Origin of the sequence: Bradyrhizobium sp. SZCCHNS2022 (assembly GCF_032377575.1) — a bacterium.
GTDB classification, from domain to species: Bacteria; Pseudomonadota; Alphaproteobacteria; order Rhizobiales; family Xanthobacteraceae; genus Bradyrhizobium; species Bradyrhizobium aeschynomenes.
Window position 1 is genome coordinate 2,630,629 of record NZ_JAUHHZ010000001.1, and the last position, 25,050, is coordinate 2,655,678.

22 protein-coding genes and 1 tRNA gene are annotated in these 25,050 nt (G+C 64.8%); 5 read left to right on the plus strand and 18 right to left on the minus strand.

Translation table 11 applies throughout. The annotated features are described in order from the left end of the window. Positions 1-12: 12 nt before the first annotated feature. The 9 genes from recO to rpoZ form a co-directional block, all read right to left on the minus strand. The gene (gene recO, locus QXZ94_RS11730) at positions 13-759 is read right to left on the minus strand and encodes a DNA repair protein RecO (RefSeq protein WP_315720531.1); all 747 of its coding nucleotides are present in this window, start codon (positions 757-759) and stop codon (positions 13-15) included. 152 nt (positions 760-911) lie between these two features. Beyond that, on the minus strand, positions 912-1,292 hold the full coding sequence (locus tag QXZ94_RS11735; RefSeq protein WP_172183877.1) for a hypothetical protein: 381 nt from the start codon (positions 1,290-1,292) through the stop codon (positions 912-914). Positions 1,293-1,294: 2 nt separating this feature from the next. Continuing rightward, on the minus strand, positions 1,295-2,221 hold the full coding sequence (gene era / locus QXZ94_RS11740) for a GTPase Era (RefSeq protein ID WP_315720532.1): 927 nt from the start codon (positions 2,219-2,221) through the stop codon (positions 1,295-1,297). Then, positions 2,211-3,317 (minus strand): ribonuclease III, encoded by a 1,107-nt coding sequence (gene rnc, locus QXZ94_RS11745; protein WP_315720533.1) that lies wholly within the window; start codon positions 3,315-3,317, stop codon positions 2,211-2,213. Before rnc ends, era begins: the two co-directional genes overlap by 11 nt. Then, positions 3,314-4,075 carry a signal peptidase I gene (gene lepB, locus QXZ94_RS11750; protein WP_172114035.1) on the minus strand — a complete coding sequence of 254 codons (762 nt, stop codon included), beginning with the start codon at positions 4,073-4,075 and terminating at the stop codon, positions 3,314-3,316. Before lepB ends, rnc begins: the two co-directional genes overlap by 4 nt. Positions 4,076-4,360: 285 nt before the next feature. Continuing rightward, positions 4,361-4,780 (minus strand): holo-ACP synthase, encoded by a 420-nt coding sequence (gene acpS / locus QXZ94_RS11755; protein ID WP_172132729.1) that lies wholly within the window; start codon positions 4,778-4,780, stop codon positions 4,361-4,363. Next, a complete protein-coding gene (locus QXZ94_RS11760) occupies positions 4,777-5,544 on the minus strand; it encodes a pyridoxine 5'-phosphate synthase (RefSeq protein ID WP_172114033.1) in 768 nt (255 codons plus the stop codon). Before QXZ94_RS11760 ends, acpS begins: the two co-directional genes overlap by 4 nt. Positions 5,545-5,626: 82 nt before the next feature. Then, entirely contained in the window at positions 5,627-7,933 is a 2,307-nt protein-coding gene (locus QXZ94_RS11765; RefSeq protein ID WP_315720534.1) for a bifunctional (p)ppGpp synthetase/guanosine-3',5'-bis(diphosphate) 3'-pyrophosphohydrolase, read from the minus strand. A 167-nt stretch (positions 7,934-8,100) separates the two neighbouring features. Further along, positions 8,101-8,493 carry a DNA-directed RNA polymerase subunit omega gene (rpoZ, locus tag QXZ94_RS11770; protein WP_006612728.1) on the minus strand — a complete coding sequence of 131 codons (393 nt, stop codon included), beginning with the start codon at positions 8,491-8,493 and terminating at the stop codon, positions 8,101-8,103. Between the two features lie 347 nt (positions 8,494-8,840). Here rpoZ and QXZ94_RS11775 point away from each other — a divergent pair, with 347 nt between their 5' ends. Next, on the plus strand, positions 8,841-9,491 hold the full coding sequence (locus QXZ94_RS11775) for an NYN domain-containing protein (protein WP_172114031.1): 651 nt from the start codon (positions 8,841-8,843) through the stop codon (positions 9,489-9,491). After that, complete coding sequence (locus QXZ94_RS11780; protein ID WP_315720535.1) at positions 9,472-10,176, plus strand: uracil-DNA glycosylase; 705 nt, start codon at positions 9,472-9,474, stop codon at positions 10,174-10,176. Before QXZ94_RS11775 ends, QXZ94_RS11780 begins: the two co-directional genes overlap by 20 nt. 140 nt (positions 10,177-10,316) lie before the next feature. Here QXZ94_RS11780 and QXZ94_RS11785 read toward each other — a convergent pair whose 3' ends face one another. The 4 genes from QXZ94_RS11785 to dapA all read right to left on the minus strand — a co-directional run bounded on the left by QXZ94_RS11785 (position 10,317) and on the right by dapA (position 12,899). Continuing rightward, positions 10,317-10,898, minus strand: coding sequence for a peroxiredoxin (locus tag QXZ94_RS11785; protein WP_315720536.1), 582 nt, complete (start codon positions 10,896-10,898; stop codon positions 10,317-10,319). Positions 10,899-11,060: 162 nt separating this feature from the next. Then, positions 11,061-11,534, minus strand: coding sequence for an SsrA-binding protein SmpB (smpB, locus tag QXZ94_RS11790; protein ID WP_015666386.1), 474 nt, complete (start codon positions 11,532-11,534; stop codon positions 11,061-11,063). Position 11,535: 1 nt separating this feature from the next. Then, positions 11,536-11,952, minus strand: a complete 417-nt coding sequence (gene mscL, locus QXZ94_RS11795; RefSeq protein WP_315720537.1) for a large conductance mechanosensitive channel protein MscL — start codon at positions 11,950-11,952, stop codon at positions 11,536-11,538. A 56-nt stretch (positions 11,953-12,008) separates the two neighbouring features. Continuing rightward, a complete protein-coding gene (gene dapA / locus QXZ94_RS11800; protein ID WP_315720538.1) occupies positions 12,009-12,899 on the minus strand; it encodes a 4-hydroxy-tetrahydrodipicolinate synthase in 891 nt (296 codons plus the stop codon). Positions 12,900-13,254: 355 nt separating this feature from the next. Here dapA and QXZ94_RS11805 point away from each other — a divergent pair, with 355 nt between their 5' ends. Next, complete coding sequence (locus QXZ94_RS11805; protein WP_315720539.1) at positions 13,255-15,564, plus strand: lytic transglycosylase domain-containing protein; 2,310 nt, start codon at positions 13,255-13,257, stop codon at positions 15,562-15,564. Positions 15,565-15,706: 142 nt separating this feature from the next. Here the strand turns inward: QXZ94_RS11805 and QXZ94_RS11810 are convergent, their stop codons facing one another. After that, positions 15,707-17,236 (minus strand): porin, encoded by a 1,530-nt coding sequence (locus QXZ94_RS11810; RefSeq protein WP_315720540.1) that lies wholly within the window; start codon positions 17,234-17,236, stop codon positions 15,707-15,709. Positions 17,237-17,962: 726 nt separating this feature from the next. Beyond that, positions 17,963-19,492 (minus strand): porin, encoded by a 1,530-nt coding sequence (locus QXZ94_RS11815; protein ID WP_315720541.1) that lies wholly within the window; start codon positions 19,490-19,492, stop codon positions 17,963-17,965. 383 nt (positions 19,493-19,875) lie between these two features. Between QXZ94_RS11815 and QXZ94_RS11820 the strand changes: the two genes are divergently transcribed. Further along, positions 19,876-20,415 (plus strand): MarR family winged helix-turn-helix transcriptional regulator, encoded by a 540-nt coding sequence (locus tag QXZ94_RS11820; protein WP_315720542.1) that lies wholly within the window; start codon positions 19,876-19,878, stop codon positions 20,413-20,415. Between the two features lie 78 nt (positions 20,416-20,493). On the opposite strand, the gene QXZ94_RS11825 is transcribed toward QXZ94_RS11820, so the two are convergent. After that, positions 20,494-21,588 (minus strand): hypothetical protein, encoded by a 1,095-nt coding sequence (locus QXZ94_RS11825; RefSeq protein WP_315720543.1) that lies wholly within the window; start codon positions 21,586-21,588, stop codon positions 20,494-20,496. A gap of 580 nt (positions 21,589-22,168) precedes the next feature. Next, the gene (locus tag QXZ94_RS11830) at positions 22,169-23,698 is read right to left on the minus strand and encodes a porin (protein WP_315720544.1); all 1,530 of its coding nucleotides are present in this window, start codon (positions 23,696-23,698) and stop codon (positions 22,169-22,171) included. 689 nt (positions 23,699-24,387) lie between these two features. On the opposite strand from QXZ94_RS11830, the gene QXZ94_RS11835 reads away from it, so the two are divergent. Then, a tRNA-Ser gene (locus QXZ94_RS11835) sits at positions 24,388-24,481 on the plus strand. Between the two features lie 141 nt (positions 24,482-24,622). On the opposite strand, the gene QXZ94_RS11840 is transcribed toward QXZ94_RS11835, so the two are convergent. Continuing rightward, positions 24,623-24,976 carry a hypothetical protein gene (locus QXZ94_RS11840; RefSeq protein WP_315720545.1) on the minus strand — a complete coding sequence of 118 codons (354 nt, stop codon included), beginning with the start codon at positions 24,974-24,976 and terminating at the stop codon, positions 24,623-24,625. Positions 24,977-25,050 lie beyond the last annotated feature (74 nt).

Consider the following 25,050-nt stretch of genomic DNA (forward strand, 5'->3'; position numbering starts at 1 on the left):
TCTCCTCCGGGCTCACGCCCGCGCCAGCCGCGCCCTGGCCCGCGTGACCGCATTGATGAAGCCCTCGCGGGCATCCGAGTGGCCCTGCCCGCGCGGCTCCAGCACGTGGCGCAGCAGGAACAGGCCGGTCAGGCGGAAGCCGTCGACGAGGTCCTGGTCGGACCAGCCATGGTCTTCCTCGCTCTCACGCAGGAAGGGCGGCAGCGGCAGCAACCGGTCGGCCCAGGGCGCCCCGGCGCTGCGCGAGACGGCGCCGCCGGATTTCGGCGATACATAGACAAGGTCCGTGGTCTCGCCGGTTGCTGCGCAGGATTCCAGATCGAGCCCGAAACCGAGCTCCGCCAGGATCGCGAGTTCGAACCGCACGATGTGAACGGCGGCGCCGCCGGCGTCGTCGAAATCATCCAGCGCCTGTTCGAGCCGGAAATACATGTCCTCATGCGGATCGCGCTCGGGCAGCAGCCGTGCAAGCGATGCCAGATGCGTCACACCATAGGCGCCGTGCGACGCCGACATCAGCTCCGCCGCGCGCAAGGTCAGCCCGTCGATCGCGTACATGCCGAGATGCTCGTCGAGCCGCGCGCGCCACACCGCTCGCACGGTGTTGCCGGGCTGCAGGACCGGCCGCATGCGCTTGCCGCTGGCGCCGCGAACGAGCCCGAGGTGGCGGCCATGCTCGCGCGTCAACAGCTCCAGCACGGCGGAGGATTCGCCGTGCCGCCGGATGCCCAGCACGATGCCGTCATCGGTCCATTCCATCGGGCAAGTCGTCTCTACTATCCAGGGCGCTCAAACCCAAGCGCCCACCGCGCGTCGGCGGACAACGTAGCTTGCACGCCATGCTTCCGCAAACACCCGTCCTTGCGAGCGAAGCCGGACACGCTGCGCGTGGCCTGCCTACATTCCCGCCATCAGGCGTCGAACCAGCCGCGCGCGTCGCCGGTGAACGAGTAGTACAGCCCGATCGTCGTCAGCGCGCAGGAGATCACCTCGATGCCGGCGTCGAGCGTCATGCCCTTCAGGCCGATGACCTGCACCAGCGAGATGCTCGACAGAACCAACGCCGCCAGCAGCACCCAGCGCGGCCAGTTCTTGCGGCGCTGAGCCGCCAGATAGACGAAATAGAACAGCAGCAGGATCACCACGCCGTTGAGAATGGTCTCGGTCGTGATCATGCTCTCGGTCCGCTCGAAGGTCGGGGTCCGGTCCGACACGGCAACCGAGAGCGAATCCAACATCAGCGAGATGTAGAGCAGCACTTCGAACCACAACACGTTGCGCGGCACGCTCATCGTCATTCCCTGGGGAACTCGAGCCCCATTTCCCGGTAACGATCGGGATCGTCGCCCCAGTTCTCACGCACCTTCACGAACAGGAACAGGTGCACCGGCACGCCGGTGATCTCGGCGATCTCCTTGCGCGACTGCGCTCCGATCGACTTGATCGTCGCGCCGCCCTTGCCGAGCACGATCTTGCGCTGGCTGTCGCGCTCCACGAAGATCGTCTGCTCGATCCGGATCGAGCCGTCCTTGCGCTCGGTCCAGCTGTCGGTCTCGACCGTGGACTGATACGGCAGCTCCTGATGCAGATGCGAGTAGATCTTCTCACGGGTGATCTCGGCCGCGAGGTGACGCATCGGCGCGTCCGACATCTGGTCCTCGGGATAATGGAACGGACCGGGCGGCACCATCTCCGCCAGCGCCCGCCTGAGATCGTTGACGCCGTCGCCCGAGATTGCCGAGATCATGAAGGTGCGCGCGAAGGACAGCTTCTCGTTGGCCGCGGCCACCAGCGCCAGCAGCTTTTCGCGCGGCACAAGGTCGACCTTGTTGACGACCAGGATCTTCTCGTGAGCGACCGAAGCTGCCTTGTCGATGATGGCCTGCGCCTCGTCGTCGATGCCCTTCTTGGCGTCGAGCAGCACGCAGACGAGATCGGCATCATGCGCGCCGCTCCAGGCGGTGGTCACCATCGCGCGGTCGAGCCTTCGCTTGGGCGAGAAGATGCCGGGCGTGTCGACCAGGATGATCTGCGAGGCGCCCTCGATGACGATGCCGCGGATCAGCGCGCGCGTCGTCTGCACCTTGCGCGAGACGATCGTGACCTTGGATCCGACCAGCGCATTGACAAGGGTCGATTTGCCGACGTTGGGTGCGCCGATCAGCGCGACGAAACCGCAACGGGTATCGGCCCCCCGCACGGCCTGTTGCTCAGCCGTCATTGCTGCCGCCGCTGACGCCTTCACGTTCGATCATCACGGATGCCGCTACCTTTTCTGCCGCGCGCTTGGAGCCGCCGATGCCTTCGGCCGGCTCCAGGCCCGGCAGATCGACGGCGACCCGGAACTGCGGATCATGATGAGGGCCGGTGCGCTCGACCTCGCGATAGACGGGCGTCGGCAGGCCCTTGCCCTGGGCCCACTCCTGCAACACCGTCTTCGGGTCGCGCAGCGGACGCCGCGGCTTGTGCATGCGCTCGGTCCAGTTGCGCTCGACGAAGCCTGCGGCGGCCGTGTAGCCGCCATCGAGGAAGATCGCGCCGATCACCGCCTCGCAGACATCGCCCAGCACCGATTTGCGCAGCCGCGCCCCGGCGCCGGCGCCGACCGCACCGAGCTTGATGTCGTCGAGCAGACCGAGCGACTTGGCGACGTCGGCACAGCTCTCCTTGCGCACGAGGTCGGCAAGCCGCTTCGACAGTTCGCCCTCGTCGGCACTGGGAAACGAGCGGTACAGCATGTCGGAGACGATCAGACCGAGCACGTGGTCGCCGAGGAATTCGAGCCGCTGGTAGCTGTCACCGCGCTTCTTGGAGGATTTCAGCGCCGAGACATGGGTGAAGGCGGTGCTGAGCAGCGACGGGTCCGAAAAGCGGTGGCCGATGCGTGCCTCGATCGCAGCATTGGCCGCCTTCTCGGCGGCCTTGGCGCTCTTCGCAGCCCCGGCCCCGGCGCTCTTGGCGCGGCGGCTGCCCTTCTTGCTGCGAGGCGCCGTTTCGGGATCGGTCTCCGCAGCCGGTGCAGCGATGTCCGATCCGCTCAGGATGATCCCGGCGGGCGGCTCGCCGCCACCATCGCCCTTCGGCTCGGTCTTCGCTTCCGCCTTGGCTTCCGGCTTCGGCTCGATCTTGGTTTCAGCTTTGGCGTCAGGCTTAGCGTCAGGCTTGGCGTCGTTCTTGGCGTCGTTCTTGGGCTCTGCCTTCATCTCAGGCTTCGGCCGCGACGCGGCCTTCGGCGCGGCTTCGAGGGCGCGCGCACCGGTTTGCGGGCTCGCCGCAGCGGCCTGCGTGGTCTGGATATCGTGTGAGTCGTCGATCATCGCACGATTTTGAACAGACGTTCCCAACGGATGGACATGGGCCAGCGCCAGAACGCCCAGGCATGCTCGCCTTCCCTGATGGAGAAGAAGATCATCTGGGCGCGGCCGATGATGTTTTCGAACGGGACGTAGCCGACCGCCAACGGCACGCGGCTGTCGGTCGAGTTGTCGCGGTTGTCGCCCATCATGAAGAAGTTGCCGGGCGGCACGGTGTAGACGTCCGTATTATCGTAAGGGCCGTGATCGAAGCAATCCAAGGTCTCGTAGCTGACACCGTTGGGCAGCGTCTCCTTCCAGGCCTTCACGCGCGCGATGGAATCGGCGGTGCCGCAGGGGTCCTCGCCGACGAAATCCTTCAGGCGCTCGCGCTGGACCGGCACGTCGTTGATGTAGAGCAGACCGTCACGCATCTGGATGCGATCGCCGGGCAGACCGATCACGCGCTTGATGTAGTCGATCTCGGTGTCCTTCGGCAGCCGGAACACCACGATGTCACCGCGCTTCGGCTCGGAGCCGAAGATGCGGCCGGAGAAGATGTTCGGCGACTGCGGGATCGAGAAATGGCTATAGCCGTACGAATATTTCGAGACGAACAGATAATCGCCGACCAGCAGCGTCGCCTTCATCGATCCGGAGGGGATGTTGAAGGGCTGGAACAGGAAGGTGCGGATCACCAGTGCGATCAGGAGGGCATGAACGACGACCCGAACGGTTTCCCCGAGGCCGCTCTCAGTCTTGGTTCCGGAGGTCACGCTCATCGCTCTTTCACTGTCCCTGGGCGAATGGTCCGACGATTCGCCAGCCGTTGCATAACACCCCTCCGTCCGCGAACAACGTATCGTTCCGCGGCTTAAGGGAGTCTGTCCTGATTCTGGTGGTCAAGGCCAACTCCGGTTTGACCCAGAATCCGCCCATGGTGCAGTCATTCGATTTGAGCGGGGTTTTAGACGACTGCGCGCAGCCGCGCAATCAAGGGCCGCATCAAAACTACATAAGCCCCTGGAATCGATTGCATTTTTGTTTTCGGCACGCGCCGGGCGGCTTCAGGACGTTGCCTGGGGCACCGCCGAGATGATGACGAAAGCCTGCGCCAGCGGCCAGTCATCGGTGATCGACAGATCGATGCGGGCCTCGTGTCCCGCCGGCGTCAGCGCCTTCAGGCGCTCGGCGGCGCCCCCGGTGAGCTGCATGGTCGGCCGGCCGCCGGGCAGGTTCACCACCCCCATGTCGCGCCACCACACGCCCTGGCGGATGCCGGTGCCGAGCGCCTTGGCGCAGGCCTCCTTGGCGGCGAAGCGTTTGGCATAGGTGGCGATCACCATCTTCTCGTTCTTGGCCCGCCGCTCGGCCTTGGCGCGCTCGGCCGCGGTGAAGATCCGGTTCAGGAAGCGCTCGCCGTGCCGTTCCATCACCTCGGCGACGCGGCGGATGTCGATCAGGTCGGAGCCGATGCCGATGATCATGCTGCCGTCCCCAGCCGCGCACGGCCGCGATCCATGGCCGCGCGCATCGCCCGGACCGTCTCGGCGAGGCCCACGAACAGCGCCTCGCCCATCATGAAGTAGCCGATGTTGAGCTCGACGATCTCCGGCAGCGCCGCGATCCGCTCGGCGGTCGCATAGTCCAGGCCATGGCCGGCATGCACCTCCAGCCCCGCCGACCGGGCCAGCCGGGCGCCAGCCACGATCCGCTCCCACTCTGCGGCCGCCTTGTCCGCGTGGCCCTCGGTGATGGCGTCGCACCAGCCGCCGGTGTGGATCTCGATGACGGGCGCCCGCAGGCGTGCGGCCATCTCGATCTGGGCCGGGTCGGCGGCGATGAACAGCGACACCCGGATGCCGGCCTCGCCCAGTCGGGCGATCGCGGGCGCCAGCGCGTTGTGCTGGCCGACGACGTCGAGGCCGCCCTCGGTGGTGAGCTCCTCGCGCCGCTCCGGCACCAGGCAGCAGGCGTGCGGCCGGGTGGCCAGCGCGATCCGCACCATCTCCTCGGTGGCCGCCATCTCGAAATTCAGCGGCTTGGAGATTGCGGCCTTGAGGCGGGCCATGTCGTCATCGCGGATGTGACGCCGGTCTTCGCGCAGATGCGCGGTGATGCCGTCCGCGCCCGCCTCGATGGCCAGCAGCGCCGCGCGCACGGGATCCGGAATGCGCCCGCCGCGGGCATTTCGCAGCGTCGCGATGTGATCGACATTGACGCCGAGGCGCAGCTTCGGAGGATGGGACATCGACGGGGCTCGCAGAGTTCTCGAAACGGAGATTGCTGGTTTAACGCATCGCCGCAGGAAACGCTGCGGTCAAACCCGCAGATTAGCCATTCACCCGGTCGACCCTGGCGACGATGGTCTTGGCGCGCAGCTGGTTGATGATGGCCGAGAGATGCTTGAGGTCGTAGACCTCGAGATCGATGGTAAGCTCCGTGAAGTCCGACGAGCGGCGGCTCATGCTGATGTTGTCGATGTTGCCGTCATGCTCGGCGATGACGGTCGCGACCTGGGCGAGGCTGCCGGGCTCGTTGACGTTCTCGACCCGGATGCGCGCCGGGAAGCGCTGCGGCGTGGTCTCGTCGACGTCCCAGCGGACGTCGAGCCAGCGCTCCGGCTCGTCCTCGAAATCCTTCAGCGCCGGCGATTGGATCGGATAGATCGTGATCCCCTCGCCCGGCGTCACGATGCCGACGATGCGGTCTCCCGGCACGGCGCCGCCATTGGGCGCGAACTTCACCGGCAGGCCGGAATTCAGCCCGCTGATCGGGATCGCGAACGGACCGCGATGGGGCTCCGCCGTTGGCGCCGCCGCGGCCTTCGGCACGCTGGCCGGCGCAGCCGTCTTTTTCGCGCCGTAGCGGACGACGCGCTCTTCCTTGTAGTCCGGGTACATCGCGCGGGCGACGTCGGACGCCTTGATCTCACCGCGGCCGACCGCGGCCATCACATCCTCGATCGAGGCCCGCGCCAGGCGCGGCAGCGCGCCCTTGAGCTTGTCGTCGGCATATTCGAGCTTGGTGCGCTCGAACAGGCGTTCGACGATGCGGCGGCCAAGCCCCGCATATTGATCGCGCACGGCGGTGCGGGTGGCGCGCCGAATCGCGGCCCGCGCCTTGCCGGTGATGGCCAGCGTCTCCCAGGCCGATGGCGGCGCCGACTGCGCATCCGAGGTCAGCACCTCGACCTCGTCGCCATTCTGCAGCTCCGAGGAGAGCGCGGCGAACTTGCCGTTGATCTTGCAGCCGACCGCGCTGTTGCCGACATCGGTGTGGACGGCATAGGCGAAATCGATCACGTTTGCGTGGCGCGGCAGCGCGATCAGCTTGCCCTTCGGCGTGAAGCAGAACACCTGATCGTGAAACAGCTCGAGCTTGGTGTGCTCGAGAAACTCCTCGGGATTGGCGCTCTCCGAGAGGATACCGATGGTGTGGCGCAGCCAGGCGAAGGCGTTCGATTCGCGCTTCAGGAGCTCTGTCGGCGAGCCGATGTCGTCCTTGTAGAAGGCGTGGGCGGCGATGCCGAGCTCGGCGATCTGGTCCATGTCCTCGGTGCGGATCTGCAGCTCGACGCGCTGCTTGCCCGGACCGATCACGGTCGTGTGTATCGAGCGGTAGTCGTTCTGCTTCGGGGTCGAGATGTAATCCTTGAAGCGGCCCGGCACGACCGGCCACGTCGTATGCACGATACCGAGCGCGCGGTAGCAGGACTCCAGGTCCGGCATGATGACGCGAAACCCGAAGATGTCGGACAGCTGCTCGAACCCGATCGATTTGCGCTCCATCTTGGTCCAGATCGAGAATGGGCGCTTGCGACGGCCGAACACGCGGGCGGTCAGGCCATGATCGCGAAACTTGCGCGCGAGCTGGCTCTCGATTTCGCCGATCAGGTTGCGGTTGCGATCCGCCAGGGCATCGAGCCGCTGCTTCACGACGCTGTAGGCCTGCGGATCCAGCGATTGGAACGACAGATCCTCGAGCTCCTCGCGCATCTCCTGCATGCCCATGCGCCCGGCAAGCGGTGCATAAATGTCGAGGGTCTCCTCGGCAATGCGCCGGCGCGAGGCCTCGGGCACGAATTCGAGGGTGCGCATGTTATGCAAGCGATCCGCGAGCTTCACCAGCAATACACGCACGTCGTCGGCGATCGCCAGCAGCAGCTTGCGCAGGTTCTCGGCCTGCTTGGCCTCGCGCGAGACGAGCTCCAGCCGCTTCAGCTTGGTCAGGCCCTCCACCAGCGCACCGATCTCCGGTCCGAAGAAGCGGTCGATCTCGGCGCGGGTCGCCTCGGTGTCCTCGATCGTGTCGTGAAGCAGCGCGGCGACGATGGTGGCATCATCGAGCTTGAGGTCGGTCAAAATGGCCGCGACCTCGAGCGGATGGGTGAAATACGGGTCGCCCGACGCGCGGGTTTGCGACCCATGCGCCTTCATCGCGTACACATACGCCCGGTTGAGGAGATCCTCGTTAGTATCTGGATTGTAGGAGCGGACCCGCTCCACCAGATCGTATTGCCGCATCATGCGCGAGCGCGGCTTCTGCGGACGCGGCCGCTCGGCCGGCGGCGGAGGCGCCAACGCGGCCGATTCGGCCGCCGCCTGCATCTGCTGAGGAGTGTGGCCTGCAACCACCATGGAAAATGACTAAACCTTTATCTTCGTGACCGAATCCGCCGGATCGCGGGAGCGCGCCGCGCCCCTGAGGTAATCACGGAATCACGTTCAAATGCAAAGGCCCGGACGAGGTCCGGGCCTTCACATTCTCACAAGTTAATCCGTGCGCGCGAACCTTCGTCGCGTCGTCACTCGTCCTCTTCCGGCTGCTCCTCCGGCGGAGCCAGCCCCTCGAGGCCCTTCAGCAGCTCTTCCTCGGTCATGCGCTCGACCGCGACCTCGGTGTCGTCGGCATCGACGCTCGCACCGGCCGAACCGATCAGCGGCACCGTATCCGGCTCCGGCTCGTCCACTTCGACGAACTTCTGCAGCGAATGCACCAGTTCTTCCTTCAGATCCTCGGGAGAAATGGTCGAATCCGCAATTTCCCGGAGTGCCACAACGGGATTCTTGTCATTATCTCTATCAATTGTAAGTTGTGATCCAGACGAGATCATGCGCGCGCGATGCGCGGCCAGGAGGACCAGGTCGAACCGGTTGTCGACCTTATCAATACAATCTTCCACAGTGACGCGCGCCATTGTCGCTCCGGTCCTTTGTGTGCTTAATATGCTGATTATGCTGGGCTAGGTATAGAGACTGGCCGGTTTTCGCAAGGCCAAACTGGCGTCAGGGTCCGGCAAGGTGCAAGGAGTACCGAATTCGGCAACCTTGACTGGCGCTCCGTCCGGACCCGCGGAATTCGGGCCTTGGACAAGAAAACGCTTCATTACGTCGTCACAACTGCGCCTTTGTTGCCCCGATCACTCCTGTTTGCGGTAACCTCACACCAGACGGACCGCCAACACCTTGGCAGTATCTTGAAATGGAATGCGCGGCCGAGTGGAGCCGCGCCAAAAATAGAATCTAACTGAACGCGAGACACTGAATGTCATCTTCGACCAACAAGATTGCGCTCTTCATTGACGGCGCCAACCTATATGCAACGGCCAAGACGCTCGGCTTCGACATCGACTACAAGCGCCTGCTCAAGGAATTTCAGAGCCGCGGCACGCTGCTTCGCGCGTTCTATTACACGGCGATCATCGAGGATCAGGAGTACTCGTCGATTCGCCCGCTGATCGACTGGCTCGACTACAACGGCTATACGGTCGTCACCAAGGCGACCAAGGAATTCATCGACGCCAGCGGCCGGCGCAAGGTCAAGGGCAACATGGACATCGAGCTTGCCGTCGATGCCATGGAGCTCGCCGAGCACATCGACCAGATGGTGCTGTTCTCGGGCGACGGCGACTTCCGCTCGCTGGTGGAGGCGATGCAGCGCCGCGGCGTTCGCGTCACCGTGATCTCGACCATCTCAAGCCAGCCGCCGATGATCGCCGACGAGCTGCGCCGCCAGGCCGACGTCTTCACCGACCTGGTCGAACTGCAGTCCAAGCTCGGTCGCGACCCGTCCGAACGCCCTGCCCCGCGCGAGCCGCGCCATCACTCGCCGCAGTTCCTGCAACGTTCGACCGCGCCGGCCGCGCGCACGCCCACGACCACCACCACGTCCAACGATGACGATTTCGAGGACTAGGACGGTCAAGCGCGGCGCTCGAACGACCGATTCGGACACACCTCTCTCGGCAGCACATCCGACCGATCCCGACCGCGACTGTCCGCTGTGCCCCCGTCTCGTCGATTTCCGCAACACCCAGCGGGCGCGCGAGCCGTCATGGTTCAATGCGCCCGTGCCGTCGTTCGGGGATGCGGGCGCACGCCTGCTGATCGTCGGCCTGGCGCCGGGGCTGCAGGGCGCAAACCGTACCGGCCGACCGTTCACGGGCGACTATGCCGGCGAGCTGCTCTACGGCACGCTGCTCCACTACGGCTTCGCCCGGGGGCGCTTCGAGGCGCGTCCCGACGACGGGCTGACCCTGGTCGATTGCCGCATCAGCAACGCGGTGCGCTGCGTGCCTCCGCAGAACAAGCCGCTGCCGGCCGAGATCAATCAGTGCCGCAGCTTCCTCGGCGCCAGCATCGCCGCGATGCCGCGCCTGCGCAGCATCGTCGCGCTCGGCCGCATCTCGCACGACACGCTGCTGAAGCTGTTCGGCCTGCGCGCCGCCGCCGCCCCTTTCGCCCACGGCGCCGTACATCAGGCGGGCGGGATCCGGCTGTACGACAGCTATCACTGCTCGCGCTACAATACGAACACCGGCGTGCTCACGACCGAGATGTTCCACGCCGTGTTCGCGCGCGTGAAGGCGGATCTGGATTAGTTCACCTCGACCAAATCGGAGCCTTTTTCATTGCGAGCGAAGCAATCCAGGGGCCGCGCCCTGGACTCTGGATTGCTTCGCTTGGCTCGCAATGACCGAGTATGCCGCACTCGCAGCGTCGAAGGCGAACGGCCTGAAATTCAGACGCTGACGCGGTTGTCCTTCAGCCACGCCAGCACGTCGCCCGCGTTGCGGTCGGGCGGAAACACCGGATAGAACACATGCGCGATGCGCGCATCGTCGATGATCAGCGCCAGACGCTTGATCATGGTCAGTCCGGCGATCTCCATGGTCGGCAGGCGCAGGGCGTTGGTCAACGCGAGCCTGTCGTCCGACAGCACCGGAAACGGCAGATGCAGGCGCGAGGCCATTTCGGTCTGGTAGGCATTGCTCTGCGTCGACAGGCCGAACACATGGGCGGCACCCGCCGCCCTCAGCTCGCCGAACAGGTCGCGGAAGCTGCAGGCTTGCGGCGTGCATCCCCGCGCGCCCGGAATCATGTCCCAATCCTCGACCAGGGACACCTTGCCGGGCTCGCCTGTGCGCGGATAGGCAAACACGACGCTACGGCCCGCCAGATCCGACAGGGTCACCAGCCTGTCGTCGGTCGCGCGCAGACTGAGCGGCGGAATGGTCATCCCGACGAGATGATCGGCTGCACCGTCATCGGTCGGCGCCGGAATGAGACTCCAATCGACGTTCAACAGGTTCTTCTGATTCATCGGATCGCTTCCCTGGCCTGGGCGTCCCCCTGAGGAGAGCGCGGCGAAGGCTAAAGCGCGATGAGATCAGGATGAATCGTCATCGCGCTTTAGGTTGTTGTTTGCGCATGATCTTTTCGGAAAACCGCTGCGCACTTTTCCGGATCATGGTTTAAAGCCGCGTTACCCGCGCGCCCGCAGCAGACGGCCCTTCTCGCGGCCCCAATCGCGCTTCTTCTCGCTCTCGCGCTTGTCGTGCAGCTTCTTGCCCTTGGCCACCGCGAGCAGCAGCTTGGCACGTCCGCGCTCGTTGAAATAGAGCTTGAGCGGGATCAGCGTCATGCCCTCGCGGTCGACCGCGCCCATCAGCTTGTTGATCTGCTTGCGATGCAGCAGCAGCTTGCGCGGCCGCTTCGGCTCATGGTTGAAGCGGTTGGCCTGCAGATATTCGGGAATGTTGGCGTTGATCAGCCAGATCTCGCCGTCGCGGGAATCCGCGTAGGATTCCGCGATCGTCGACTTGCCGCTGCGGACCGACTTCACCTCGGTGCCGGTCAGCGCGATGCCGGCCTCGATGGTGTCCTCGATCGCATAGTTGAACCGCGCCTTGCGGTTCTCGGCGGCGACCGTGATCTTGGGCTCGTTCTTGTCGGCCACGTCAGGCTTTCTTCAGGAGGTCCCTGATTTCGGTCAGAAGCTCGACCTCGGCTGTGGGCTTCGCCGGAGCGGCAGGCGCCGCCTCCTGCTTCCGCTTCAACTGGTTCATCAAGCGGATGATCATGAACAGCACGAAGGCGACGATGAAGAAGTTGAGCGTCAGCGTCAGGAAGCTGCCATAGGCCAGCACCGCGCCCTGCTTCTTCGCATCCGCCAGATTGGTTGCATTGACCGCCTTGGACAGCGGGATGAAGTAGTTCGAGAAGTCGAGGCCGCCGGTGATCGCGCCGATGATCGGCATGATGACATCGGCGACCAGCGAGTTGACGATGGCGCCGAACGCCGCACCGATGATGACGCCGACCGCGAGGTCGACGACGTTGCCCTTCATGGCGAATTCGCGGAATTCCTTCAACATGCCTGCATCCCCCTCAGACTTGCAAGAAAACTCTCGGGCGCGATCGAGTGGCTCGATCAGTTGATCAATCCGGCGTGAACCATGGCATCGCGCACCGCGACCCGGGTCGGCTCCGACACCGGCACCATCGGCAGCCGCAGCTTCTCCTCGATCTTGCCGAGCAGCGAGAGCGCGTATTTCACCGGCGCCGGATTGGATTCGATGAACAGATTGGTATGCAGCGGCATCAGCTTGTCGTGAATCTTCAGCGCGGTGGCGACATCGCCCTTCTGCCAGGCCTTGTGGAACTCCGCGCACAGCCGCGGCGCAACGTTCGACGTGACCGAGATGCAGCCATGGCCGCCATGGGCCATGTAGCCGATGATGGTGGCGTCCTCGCCCGACAGCTGGTTGAAATCCTCGCCCATCGCCGCGCGCTGCTGCGACACGCGCACCATGCTGGCGGTCGCGTCCTTCACCCCAGCGATGTTCTTCAGATCATACAGCCGCTTCATGGTGTCGACGGACATGTCGATCACCGAGCGCGGCGGGATGTTGTAGATGATGATCGGAATGCCGATCGCATCGTTGATCGCCTTGAAATGCTGATACAGGCCTTCCTGCGTCGGCTTGTTGTAGTACGGCGTCACCACCAGCACCGCATCGGCCCCGGCCTTCTCGGCATGCTGGGCGAGCTCGACGGCCTCCTTGGTCGAATTGGAGCCCGCGCCGGCCACCACGGGCACCCTGCCCTTGGCCTCGGCGATGCACCACTCGACCACCCGCTTGTGCTCGTCATGGCTCAATGTCGGGCTCTCGCCCGTCGTGCCGACCGGCACCAGGCCGTTGGTGCCCTCGTCGATCTGCCAGTTCACGAGGCTGCGGAACGCCGCCTCGTCCACGGAGCCGTTCTTGAAGGGGGTCACCAAGGCGGTGAAAGAGCCTCGGAAATTCGTCTTGGCTGCCATGAAACTCCCTCCCAAACGCGCATTGCCCCAGAGCGAAGCGCACTTCATACCGGGTCTGGACACAAGGCGGAAGGCCCGCCCTGGTGTCGGCTGCCTTCTCAACAGGCATGCATGCCGGCCGAATCGCCGCGCCCGCCCGCCGCGTGCCGTAACGCCATCGCCCCCGCGACGCGCCTGACTGCCTGTCGGGAACCGTCCGAGCCCGCGTCGCAGGGCCGCAGCGCCGCCCTTCGGTCGTGATTTCGCCGCGGTGTTGGCGCAGGTTGCAACCATCCCCCGTACATTTAGTATTTGTTCACCTTTTCGATAGACCAAGATCGTCAGGGATCGAAGTCATCCGCCGCAAAGGAACGCCGTGCCCTCTTCTGCCCGCGCCGCCGCATTGCGATCGACCGCCCTGTCGGTGTCTCTCTCGGTGTCCCTGGCCGCCAGCCTGACGCTCGGGCTTGCGCTTGGCGGAGACATCGCCCTGGCCAAGGACAAGGTTCCGCTGCCGAAGGCGCGGCCGATCGCCCGTCACGCGGCTCCCGGTACCGTAGCCAAAGAGAGCACCGAAACCAGGAGCAAGGCCGACGCCCGCGCCGAGGCCAAGTCCGACATCAAGTCCCACGCCAAGGGCTCCGTCGAGCCGCCGCGGACCGGCCCCAGGGACATCACGCCGAGCGCTGCGGCAGCCCCGAGCCTGCCGCCGCGCCAGCACGCCGCCCTGCCCGCCTCCCGCAAGCCGATCGCACCGGCCGCGATTGCGGCGACGTCGGCCACCTCGCAATCGGACAAGGACACGCTCGAAAACGTCATCGAACTGGTGCGCAAGCGCAAGCCTGAGGACGCCACCCAGGTCGAGCAGGCGATCTCGGATCCCGTGGCGCGCAAGCTCGCCGAATGGGTGATCCTGCGCAGCGACAACAACAACGCCACCGTCGAGCGCTATCGCGCCTTCATCACCGCCAATCCGAGCTGGCCGTCGCAGAGTTTCCTGCGCCGCCGCCTGGAGGCTGCGCTGTGGGACGACAAGCGCGACGACGCCGTGGTGTGGTCCTGGTTCGAGAACGAATCGCCGCTCTCGGCCAAAGGCCGGTTCGCGCTCGCCCGCGTCATGCTCAATCGCGGCGACCGCGCCAATGCCGAGCGCCTGGTGCGCGAGGCCTGGCGCAACGATGCGATGTCGGAGGACACCGAGAACAACATTCTCAACCAGTTCGGCGCGCTGCTCTCCGGTGGCGATCACAAGGCGCGAATGGACACGCTGCTGTACGGCAGCGAGCACGAGGCCGCGCTGCGCGCGGCGCGGCGGCTCGGCTCGGGGCACCTGGCCCTGGCCAAGGCGCGGATCGCGACCTATCGCAAGGCCGCCAACAGCCGCGCTCTGCTCGACGCCGTTCCGCGCGAGCTGCATGGCGACGCCGGCTACATCTTCAGCCGCATCCAGCTGCTCAGGCGGGACGAGAATTTCACGGATGCGGCGCAGCTGATGCTGAGCGCACCCAAGGATCCCGGCCGTCTGCACAATCTGGACGAATGGTGGATCGAGCGCCGCCTGCTGGCGCGCAAGATGATCGACACCGGCGAGTACCGCAGCGCCTATCTGATCGCCCGCGACGCCGCGCTGCCGAGCCGGGACATCTACAAGACCGAGCAGGAGTTCACCGCCGGCTGGATCGCGCTCCGTTTCCTGAAGGATCCGGCGACGGCTGCCCAGCACTTCGCCCGCATCGGCGTCGGCAGCGTCAACCCGACGACCCTGGCACGCGCCGGCTATTGGCAGGGCCGCGCCGCAGAGGCGATGGGCCGCATGCAGGAGGCGCGCGCGGCCTACACTTCGGCGGCCGAGCAGTCGACGAGCTATTACGGGCAGCTCGCGCGGGCCAAGCTCGGCCTGCCGCAGCTCGGCCTCAACGCTGCGCCGACCGGCCGCGGACGCGGCGTCGAACGGCTGGAGGTGGTCCGCGCCGTGCAGCTGCTCTACGAGCTCGACGAGGGCGAGGTCGCAATTCCGATGTTCGCCGACATGGGCGACAATGGCGATCCGGACGTGCTGGTGGGGCTGGCCGAGATCGCCGGCCGAAACAGCGACGCTCGGGCGATGCTGCTGGTCGGCAAGGCCGCGCTCAATCGCGGACTGCCGTTCGATCATTACGCCTATCCGGTCAGCGGCATTCCGGCGTTCCGGTCGATTGGACCGGAGGTCGAGCAGAGCGTGATTTTCTCGATCGCGCGCCAGGAGAGCGCCTTCAACCAGGCCGTGGTGTCGCCGGCGCAGGCTTACGGGCTGATGCAGGTCACGCCGGACGCAGGCCGCTACGTCTGCAAGCGCGCCGGCGTCAGCTTCGATCTCAACCGGATGAAGACCGATCCGGTCTATAACGCCCAGCTCGGCGCCGCCGAACTCGGCGGCCTGCTCGAGGATTATCGGGGCTCGTACATCATGACCTTCGCAGCCTACAATGCCGGCCGCGGCAGCGTGAGGAAATGGGTCGAGCGCTACGGCGATCCGCGCGATCCCAAGGTCGACGCGGTCGATTGGGTGGAGTTGATCCCGTTCGCGGAGACCCGCAATTACGTGCAGCGCGTGATGGAAAATCTGCAGGTCTATCGCGCCCGCTTCGGCGGCGGCTCGCGGCTGCAGATCGAGGCCGACCTGCGCCGCGGCGCAGTGGTGGAGTAGCGAGTAGCGAGTAGCGAGTAGCGAGTAGCGAGTAGCGAGTAGCGAGTAGCGAGTAGCGAGTAGCGAGTAGCGAGTAGCGAGACTGGATGTGGATGGCCAGTCAACCGCGATTCGCTACTCCCTAGTCCCTACTCGCCTCTCATCACCAGTTGCGCTGGGCGCGGAGCAGCAGCGAGACCGAGTCCTGGTCCTTCAGCTGATAGGTGGTGGCCGGCTTGGCGACCGCCGCAGCCGCGGGCGCATTGGCGACGCCGGCAAACTTCTGGTCCAGCCGGGTCCAGGCCACGTCCGCCGAGAAGGTCAGATTCTTGACCGGCGTCCAGCGCGTGATCACACCCAGCGTCGAGACGTTGAAGTCCGGGTTGCAGTTCGCACCGACGATGCCGAGAGCGACCATGCCGGCGCCGTTGCAGATCAGGCCCTTCGCCGTGGCGTTGTACCTGACGGCGCTCCAGGAGCCGTAGACCGCCGTATTCCAGAACGAGTCCCAATTGTGAGTGAAGGCGCCGCGGACGCCGTAGGTCGTGGTCAGCTGCTGCTGGGTGCCCGCCCCGAACACCGAATCAGACACGCCGGCGAAGCCGAGGCTCTGATAAGCGCCGGCCATGTTGCTGCCGCCATACATCGCGTAGTTGATCGGCGAGAGGCTCTGGAAGTTATAGCGGCTGGCACCATTGGTGTAGACGCCCTGGACGTTGATGGTATCGCCTGGACCGGTCGGGATGTTCTTGACCGAGAGAGCAAGCTGACCTGCAAAGCCCCATTTGTCGGCCGGATGCCCGGTGGTCTCGTTCGCGCCGAAGAAGCCGGCGTGGTTGTCGTGCGCCGCAAAGGAGGCCTGGAACAGGCCCCACGCCTGGTCGACGCGCACCATGCCGACGATGTCGGGCGCAACATTACCGCCGAAGTTCGACGTGCCGTAGGCACCGGTGATCACGCCGGCGGCCGTCTGGCCCGCCGTATTCCAGATCTGCGACTGCGAGTACTGCGTCGCGTCCTGGAGCGATATCGCCGCGGTGATGCCCGAGCCGAAGTCGGCGGTGTAGGTGAACTGGTTGACGCCCGTGATGGTGCCGCCGCCGCCGGTCAGACCGTCGAAATTGTTGCCGGGATAGTTGGCCCAGGGCGCGTCGAACTGCGACACGGCCTTACCCATCGTGAAGCCGGCGAACTGGATGAAGGCATAGAACACGCCGATCCCGCCTTGCGCGATGTTGCCGTCGGCCTGCGCTCCCGGCGCGCCCGCCGTCGAATAGGCCGTCGCGCCGGTCGGCGAGCCCGTCCCGGCGTAGCTGCCCCCGGTCCATTGGAATACACCATCGAAGAAGGTGCGCACGACGCCATATTCGGTCGCGGTGCGGGTGTCGATGTTGAGGTCCGCGCGCGAGCGAGTCGTGTAGTAGTTGCTGAGACGATTGCGTCCGCCGGCGACGCCGTTCACGGCGTTCTGGAAGATCGTATTGGTACCGAAGGCCACCTCGGCACGCAGGAAGCCGCCGAGCTTGATGCAGGTGTCGGTGCCCGGGATGTAGAAGAACCCCGCGCCGTACATCGAGCAGACCCTCACATACTCGACCGCTTTGGCCTTGATCGGAAGGTCGGCTGCCTGAGCCCCACTCATGGCGAGCAACGCCGCCGCTGAGCCCAGAACAAGGCTCCTCACAGTCATCATACTAACCTCCAAATTGCTCACGTCAGACCACCCCTGAAGCAGGGGCGAATGTCCCCACTCGGCGAGTCGGCTCGTCTCCAGCGACTTCACACTGCCCGCGCATAGCGTTTCACTCGGAACGATCCGGAGGCATTTTTCGTGTTTTATCGGACCATTCTCGTGACGCGCCGGACCATGCTTATGGCGACGCGGGGGCACCGCACGGCTCGACCGCGCACCCCATAACAATGTGTGGGCGGCGATCCGGGCCGCCTTGTCTGCGTCGGATGGATGGCAGGACTGAAGCGCAACGGTCTCGGATCGGGTTTGAGAACGAGTCGCGGATTTAGGAAACTGTGGCGGCCCACGCATCGGGAGCTACCGGTCGGCGCTCCCGCGACTCATCAAGGTCGATTTCGTCCGGATTGGATTTGCGATCGATCGACGATTTCGCAGCCAACGGGTCACGCGGCCGCCTTCACGCATCTTTGAGACGAGCGGTCACCAGACAGACGCGAATGCGCGATTGGATGTGAAGGTCGTCGGAGAAGACCGCGCTGCCCGACGATGCCATCAGGCACGTCCGGTGGAGGTGGTTCGACGGAGATGATGCCCGTGCAGGACATGACGGGACCGGAATGCACCACGCTCACCCTGGCGAGTCCATTGGAGCAGTGGTTCGGCCCAAGAAAAACCCCCGGCAGTTGCCTGCCGGGGGTCGGTCAAACCGTCGTCAGACGATCTGGATCAGAAGTTGCGCTGAGCGCGGAGCAGCAGCACAGCCGAGGTCTGGTCCTTCAGCTCGTAAACCGCAGCCGGCTTGGCAACGGTACCAGCGGCCGGAGCCGTGACCGAACCCGAGTGCTTCTGGTCGAGCCAGGAGTAGGCGAAGTCGGCCGAGAAGGTCAGGTTCTTGACCGGGGTCCAGCGCGTGATCAGGCCGACGGTGGCCAGATCGAAGTCAGGATTACAGGTCGAACCCGCGTTGAAGGTCGCAACCACGCCGGGGCTGGTGCAGATCAGGCCCTTGGCAGTGCCGTTGTAACGGACGGCAGCCCAGGATCCGTAGATCGCAGTGTTCCAGGCGGGGTTCCAGTTGTGGGTGTACGCACCGCGCATACCGTAGGTCGTGGTCAGCTGCTGCTCGCCACCGGTCGTGAAGACCGAGTCGCCGAGGCCAGCGAAGCCGATGCTCTGATAGGCGCCAGCCAGGCCGGAGCTGCCGTACATCGCGTAGTTGTTCGGCATCAGGCTCTGGATGTTGTAGCGGCTCGCACCGTTGGTGTAGACGCCCTGGATGTTGATCGTGTCACCCGGTCCAGTCGGGATGTTCTTGATCGACAGAGCCAGCTGAGCCGCCCAGCCCCACTTGTCAGCCGGGTGGCCGGAGGTCTCCGACGCGCCGTAGTAGGCGACGTGGTTGTCATGCGCCGCGAACGACGCCTGGAACAGACCCCAGGCCTGGTCGACACGGACCATACCGACGAAGTCCGGAGCAACGTTGCCGCCGTAGTTGCTGGTGCCGTAAGCACCACCGATCACGCCAGCCGCCGTCGAGCCCGCCACGTTCCAGAGGTTGTTCTGGTAGTAGGCAGTCGCATCCTGGGCCGAAACGGTGGCCGTGATGCCGGAGCCGAAGTCAGCGGTGTAGCTCAGCTGATTGACGCCAGTGACCGTGCCGCCGCCGCCGGCGAGACCGTCGAAGTTGTTGCCCGGATAGTTGGTCCAGGGCGTGTCGAACTGCGACACGGCCTTACCCATCGTGAAGCCGGCGAACTGGATGAAGGCATAGTACACGCCGATCGAACCCTGCGCGATGTTGCCGTCGGCCTGAGCGCCCGGAGCGCCTGCGGTCGAGTACGACGTCGCACCGGTCGCCGAACCCGTGCCGGCGTAGCCGCCCGAGGTCCAGCTGAAGGTGATGTCGGCGAAGGTACGGACCACGCCGTACTCGGTCGCCGTGCGCGTGTCGATGTTGATGTCCTGACGAGCGCGGGTGGTGTAGTAGTTGCTGAGGCGGTTGTGCGCGCCGCCCTGGCCGTTGAACGTGCCGTTGAAGTCGCTGTTGGTGCCGACCGCCACATCGCCGCGCAGATAGCCGCCGAGCTTGATGCAGGTGTCGGTGCCGGGGATGTAGTAGAAGCCCGCACCGTACAGGGAGCAAACCTTCACATACTCGACCGCTTTGGCCTTGATCGGAAGGTCGGCCGCCTGAGCCGCGGACATGGCGAGCAGCACCGCCGCCGAGCCGAGGACAAGGCTCTTAACCGTCTTCATTTAAACCTCCAAGTTGCTCTTTTGAAGAAGAACCGGATCAAGATCCCCCAGGACGACCCGCTTCCTCCGCTCCCGAAAAAACCGCTTCAGCCGCTTCGCGCTCTCGGACACACCCGCGTCACGCGAGGGACTTAAGCGAACCACCTGTCACGGGACGATCGAGTAACCCCCCACCGTCGTCAGGAACTATGCCTTCGCTCATTCGGTAAGCAAAATAGTTTATGCAGTCAGGTAATTGAATGAAGCCGAAATGTGTCTTGAGGGCAACACCGAGGCAGCTTGCTGTGCACCGCAAGGACGAACAGGGATGACCTCCTAGATAAGTGATTTTGTTGCGGATTTTTTTTCTTTAGGGTCTGGCTTCGTCCTGGAACTCTTGAGCAATGGCGCCCTTGAACAATACCTCTGCCGCACCTGTGGAAGCGGCCGCGCAACCGCAAACTGCCGAGCATCCGCCGAAGAATCGCGACGCCATCATCCGCTTCGCCAGAGAGATCGCCACGATCAACGTCCATCTGGAGGAGCTGCGGTATTTCTGGGCCAAGAGGATCGGCATCAGCGGTCCGCAATGGATGATTCTGATGGCGATCGCCGAGCTGGATCGGGGCGAGGGTGTCGCCGTGAATGCGGCCGCCAAGCGGCTACACGTCGACCCCTCCTTCGTCACGACGCAATCGAAGCTGCTCGAGAAGAAGGGCTTCATGCTGCGCAGGCCGGCCTCCAACGATGCCCGGGTGGTCCTGATGTCGTTGACGAGCAAGACCTCGGATCAGTTCGCCGAGCTGGAAGCTCAGCAGCTCCAGATCTTCAGCTTCATCTTCGAGGAGTTCGACGCACCGGAGCTCGCCACCTTCACGGACAAGCTCGCAGGCCTCAAGGAGCGTTTCGAAAAGGCCAGCGCCCGGCTCTCGATGGGCCTCTGAAGCCAGCCTGGGACGAAGCCGTTCGCACCCCGCCCGAAGGGCGCGGTGCCGCTGCGTCGGAATGCGGTGTCCGCGGGCTCAGCCTGGTCGCCGCGGAGACTCGGCCAGCCGCCTGGCGATCCAGTCGAAGACGAAGACGTCCGCCTCGAGCGAATCCGCGCCCTCACCCGGGAATATCTTCAGCGTGATATCCGGGTGCTCGCGCTTGATCTGCGCGATCAGCCGGGCCGCGATGTCGGCCCGCAACCAGCCACGCTCCGGCACCGTCACCAGCAGCGGACACATGATCTGCCGCGCCGCCAGGCCATCGCTCGCGATGGACATTCTGCCCCGCTCGCTCGCAGCGAGGCGGCGCGACAGGAAGACGCGCTCGTGAATGTCCCACAGCCCGGCGTCGCAAACTGCGGCGGCATAGCGCGGATCCAGCGCGATTCCGCGCGCGACGAAGGATGAGCTCCAGTCGTCGGCGAGAATCGCAATCCGCGCCTCGTCCACGTCATCGCGCGACGTCACGTAGTCCGTCACGCTCGCGATCGCCGATTCGAGATCGCGACGGCCGACGATCTCCTCGAAACGACAGTCCGGTCCGGCCCCCAAGAGGTCGACGACGAGCAGCGCCAGGCCGCGCTGTTCGGCATGTGCCGCGAGCCTGAACAGCGATGTCTCCTTGCGCCGACCGGGCTCACCGATGCAGATGAGGGTGGGCGCCCTCCTCCCATCGCCTGGTGCCGGGAGAAAATAGGCTTCGAGAGGATAGTCGGTCCGCCAGGGAATCGTGACGACCTCGCCTTGCGGCTCGGCGCAGCGGAGGAAGTCACGCGCGCATTCCCGCATGCGGGCGAGCACGGCGGTCTGACGGGAGTGAGAGCCACTGAGCGGACAGGCCGCGGCCTCATAGCAATCAACGGCCCGCGACCATTTGCGAAATGCGGTCTGGAGCTGCCCCTCCTTCAACGCGCCGCCGGCCGCCGCCCGCATCGTATCCGCGCACTGCATCCACTCGCGATACCAGGAGTCCTCGTCGTTGCGGTCGATTCGCCGCGCGACAGCCAGACATTCAGCCAAATCGAGGCGGCCACCCGGACGCGCTTCCAACAGACGCGTGATCGCATCTGCCAGATCGTCCTGGTCGGACCACGGACGCAGTACTCCCGCCGAGCCTTCCGAACTCATCTTGGACCGTTTTCCCACTACGTGACGGTGTCAGGGCCCGTCATCTGATTGTCAGAGTGACGATCCGGGATTTCCTGGTCAAGACGACAAGAGAGGATTTTTAGCCGCATGGCGGAACCGTGGCAGCACGCCGCTGTCCGCGAGCGCGTTGGCCAACGATCAGAAGGGAGCACGCCAACAGGCGGCGCCGGTCACAGGAGGATCACGAGACGAGGAGGTAGAGAAGCCTCCAGCGGGGCATCGCCAGAGGCTTCGGGAGGTTCAACATAGACGTCTTCAAGCTTGAATCGGCAGTGAAGTCCTCGTCAGGAACACATCATTTCATGACTTTAAGAAATTAGCTTATCAACTCATCTGTTTTCAACACCCTTTTGAAAAAAAATACCGACTCTCTGCCGAGTGCCGGACTGCCTTCAATCCGCTGCATCAGCAGCTCCGACTGCCGTTCCACTGTGTGTTTGCCGGGTGATTGTTCCGTCATCGAACCAAGCACCGCTGCCCGACACGGCCGTGATGGCACAACGAAAAACCCCCGGCAGTTTCCTGCCGGGGGCTCTCGAACCCAATCTGTCGATCGGGATCAGAAGTTGCGCTGAGCGCGAAGCAGCAAGGAGACCGAGTTCTGGTCCTTGAGCTGGTAGGTCGCAGCCGGCTTCGAGGTTGCGCTCGTGGCCGGGGAAACGATGTTGCCCGAGTACTTCTGGTCCAGGTTGGTCCAGGCAACGTCCGCCGAGAAGGTCAGGTTCTTGACGGGAGTCCAGCGGGTGATCAGACCCAGCGAGGAGATGTTGAAGTCGGGGTTGCAGGTGAAGCCTGCGCCCGCGATCGCACCCATCGCCGCGCTGCCGCAGATCAGGCCCTTGGCAGTGTTGTTGTAGGACACGGCAGCCCACGAACCGTAGATCGCCGAGTTCCAGGTCGGGCTCCAGTTGTGCGTGTAAGCACCGCGGAAGCCGTAGGTGGTGGTCAGCTGCTGCTCACCGCCCGTGACGAACACCGAGTCGCTCACGCCGGCGAAGCCGAGCGTACCGTAGACGCCAGCCGTGCTGCTGCCGCCGTACATCGCGTAGGAGGTCGGCACCAGGCTCTGAGCGTTGTAGCGGCTCGCACCGTTGGTGTAGACACCCTGGATGTTGATGCTGTCGCCGGGGCCGGTCGGGATGTTCTTGATCGACAAGGCCAGCTGAGCAGCCCAGCCCCACTTGTCAGCCGGGTGACCCGAGGTCTCCGCCGCACCGTAGTAGCCGGTGTGGTTGTCATGCGCCGCGAACGACGCCTGGAACAGACCCCAGGCCTGGTCGACGCGGACCATGCCGACGATGTCCGGAGCGACGTTGCCGCCGTACGAGTTGGTGCCGTAGGCGCCGCCGATGATGCTGGCAGCGGTGATGCCCGAGACGTTCCAGAGGTTGGTCTGGTAGTACGCCGTCTGGTCCTGCGCCGAGATCGCCGCCGTGATGCCCGAGCCGAAGTCGGCGGTGTAGGTGAACTGGTTGACACCGGTCACGGTGCCGCCGCCGCCCCACAGGCCGTCGAAGTTGTTGCCCGGGTAGTTGGTCCAGGGCGCGTCGAACTGCGACACGGCCTTACCCATCGTGAAGCCGGCGAACTGGATGAAGGCGTAGTACACGCCAACGCCGCCCTGCGCGATGTTGCCGTCGGCCTGAGCGCCAGGAGCGCCGGCCGTCGAGTAGGCGGTCGCGCCGGTCGCCGAGCCGGAGCCGGCGTAGGTGCCGCTGGTCCAGGTGAACGTCAGGTCGGCATAGGTACGAACCACGCCGTACTCGGTCGCGGTGCGCGTGTCGATGTTGAGGTCCTGACGAGCGCGGCTGTAGTAGTAGTTGCTGTGGCGGTTGTTGCCGCCCGAAACGCCGTTGACGGCGTTGTTGTACTGGCCGTTGCTGGCGAACGACGCCTCCGCGCGGAGATAGCCGCCGAGCTTGATGCAGGTGTCGGTGCCGGGGATGTAGTAGAAGCCGGCGCCGTACAGCGAGCAGACCTTCACATACTCGACCGCCTTGGCCTTGATCGGAAGGTCAGCTGCCTGGGCCCCGGACATGGCGACGAGAACTGCCGCCGAGCCAAGGACGAGGCTCTTGATCGTGTTCATAGTGTTAAACCTCCAAGTTGCTCAGTCAGGGAAGGTTCCGAGTCCGCTGGGTGTGAGACACCCTCGAGGTTGGTCCTGATCCCTTTCGACCCGTCGCTCAGCCGCTTCGCGCTATCGGACACACCCGCATGACGCGAGGGACTTGAGCGAACGACCTGAAACGGGACGACGTCGGGATGCCCCCCTTCGTCGTGCGAGCAGAATTACCGAACGCCTTTGCACACGCAACAAAGGAACCATCATTGCGGCCGTCAGCAGGCGCCTTTTTGGAACGGTGTTGCACAAAAGGCACGGAACCGTGGTTCTGCGGGACCACCTAAGAGACTGTTTATATTACTGTTTTTTGACAGCGCATTTTTGGGTGCTTATGCCCGGACACACTCCCCAGCCAGGAAATGGCGCAAGTCGGGCGCCGCGGGCACCATCTCGGGCCGGAAATGCCTGAGATTCGGGGCAGCCCGACGGGGTGTGGCGATTCTGCATCACGCCGACCCAGGCGGTCTTGAGCGCAGAGTTGAACTCGTCGCGACGGCGGGAGGACTGCCGGCGACCGCGGCCGCCGGCGCACGCTCCACAGACAAGTCGCCGCCCGACTATATCCATCAGAGCTGCGCAGCTGTGAGGATTTCGAACCAGCTGCAATCTGCCGCTTGCGGCTCGGCGCGTCGTCGGGCATACCGACGCTCGCCGGAGACGTGGCCGAGTGGCTGAAGGCGGCGGTTTGCTAAACCGTTATAGGGTTGTAAAGCCCTATCGAGGGTTCGAATCCCTCCGTCTCCGCCATGTGACCTGCCTCTGCCGTCTGTCCCGTCTCTGCCATGTGTCCCCTTGGCGACAAGGGCTGGTGCGGCACCATCTCCATCGATTGTTCGCCCGTTCCGACACCGGCCATCGTCGCACGATCTTCGTCGGGCCGTGCGCGCCTCAGTCGAACAGGCTGCGGCTGATGTTGATCACGAAGGCGGCGGGCACGCCGATGACGGCGCCGACGAAGCCGTAGCCAAGCGCCGCCCACCAGGACGCTGCGCCCCCTGCTCCCATCACCGCACCATATAATGTGCCGAGACCGGCACACAGCGCGGTCACCACGACGAGACGCCGGTCGTTGGCGGCCTCGATCCGCAACCGCTGCAACTCGCGCCGGCTCTGCACCGCAGGCCCGGCCGGCTCGGTCGACCCGCAATGCGGACACGCCACCGCGCTGAACGATACGCCGTTCCCGCAGTCATGGCAGTCGATCAGCTCTTGCCGTCTCGGCTGTCGCCGCGCCTGGCCCATTCACAACATCCCGCTTCCTGCGCCACCTGCGACGACAGATAGGAGATTTGTGGGCGCTCGACGAGGCTTGGTCG